The organism is Nonomuraea pusilla (genome assembly GCF_900109355.1).
GTDB classification, from domain to species: domain Bacteria; phylum Actinomycetota; class Actinomycetes; order Streptosporangiales; family Streptosporangiaceae; genus Nonomuraea; species Nonomuraea pusilla.
On the sequence record NZ_FOBF01000064.1, the window covers coordinates 1 to 1,307 of the forward strand.

1 rRNA gene is annotated in these 1,307 nt (G+C 53.7%); it reads left to right on the forward strand.

What is annotated here, in order from left to right:
* A 23S ribosomal RNA gene (locus tag BMX74_RS42695) occupies positions 1 to 1,307 on the forward strand; the annotation flags it as partial.

Below are 1,307 nucleotides of genomic sequence, written 5' to 3' on the forward strand. Positions count from 1 at the left end.
GCTTACAATCCGTCAGAGCCTTAACTTTGTTGGGGTGATGGCGTGCCTTTTGAAGAATGAGCCTGCGAGTTATGGTGTGTGGCGAGGTTAACCCGTGTGGGGTAGTCGTAGCGAAAGCGAATCCTAATTGAGGGTGTTGTTAGTGGCATGTCCTGGACCCGAAGCGGGGTGATCTACCCATGGCCAGTGTGAAGCGATGGTAAGACGTCGTGGAGGCGCGAACCCACTTAGGTTGAAAACTGAGGGGATGAGCTGTGGGTAGGGGTGAAAGGCCAATCAAACTCCGTGATAGCTGGTTCTCCCCGAAATGCATTTAGGTGCAGCGTCGCGTGTTTCTTGCCGGAGGTAGAGCACTGGATGGCCGATGGGCCCTACAAGGTTACTGACGTCAGCCAAACTCCGAATGCCGGTAAGTTGTAAGCATGGCAGTGAGACTGTGGGGGATAAGCTTCATAGTCGAAAGGGAAACAGCCCAGATCGCCGGCTAAGGCCCCTAAGGGTGTACTAAGTGGAAAAGGATGTGGGATCGCGAAGACAGCCAGGAGGTTGGCTTAGAAGCAGCCATCCTTGAAAGAGTGCGTAATAGCTCACTGGTCGAGTGGTTCTGCGCCGACAATGTAGTGGGGCTTAAGTACACCGCCGAAGCCGCGGCAATACATCTTTGTGGTGTGTTGGGTAGGGGAGCGTCGTGCACTTGCGTTGAAGCAGGCGTGTGAATTCCTGTGGAGTGTGTGCGAGTGAGAATGCAGGCATGAGTAACGATTGATAAGTGAGAATCTTATCCGCCGGATGACTAAGGGTTCCTGGGTCAAGTTCGTCTTCCCAGGGTGAGTCGGGGCCTAAGGCGAGGCCGACAGGCGTAGTCGATGGATAACGGGTTGATATTCCCGTACCCGTGTATGCGCGACCATGATGAATCAGTGATACTAACCACCCAAAAACCACATGTCAGCACTTGTGTTGGTGTGTGGTGGATGCGTGGGACCTGATCTGGTAGTAGTCAAGTGATGGGGTGACGCAGGAAGGTAGCCAGGCCACTTATTGGATTGTGGTGTAAGCGTGTGGGGTGGGGTATAGGTAAATCCGTACCCTATTAAACCTGAGGCGTGATGCGTACCCACGTAGTGTGGGGATGTTGGTGATCCTATGCTGTCGAGAAAAGCCTCTAGCGATGTGCATATTCGGCCCGTACCCGAAACCGACACAGGTAGTCAGGTAGAGAATACTAAGGCGATCGGGTGAACTGTGGTTAAGGAACTCGGCAAATTGCCCCCGTAACTTCGGGAGAAGGGGGGCCATGGCTGGTG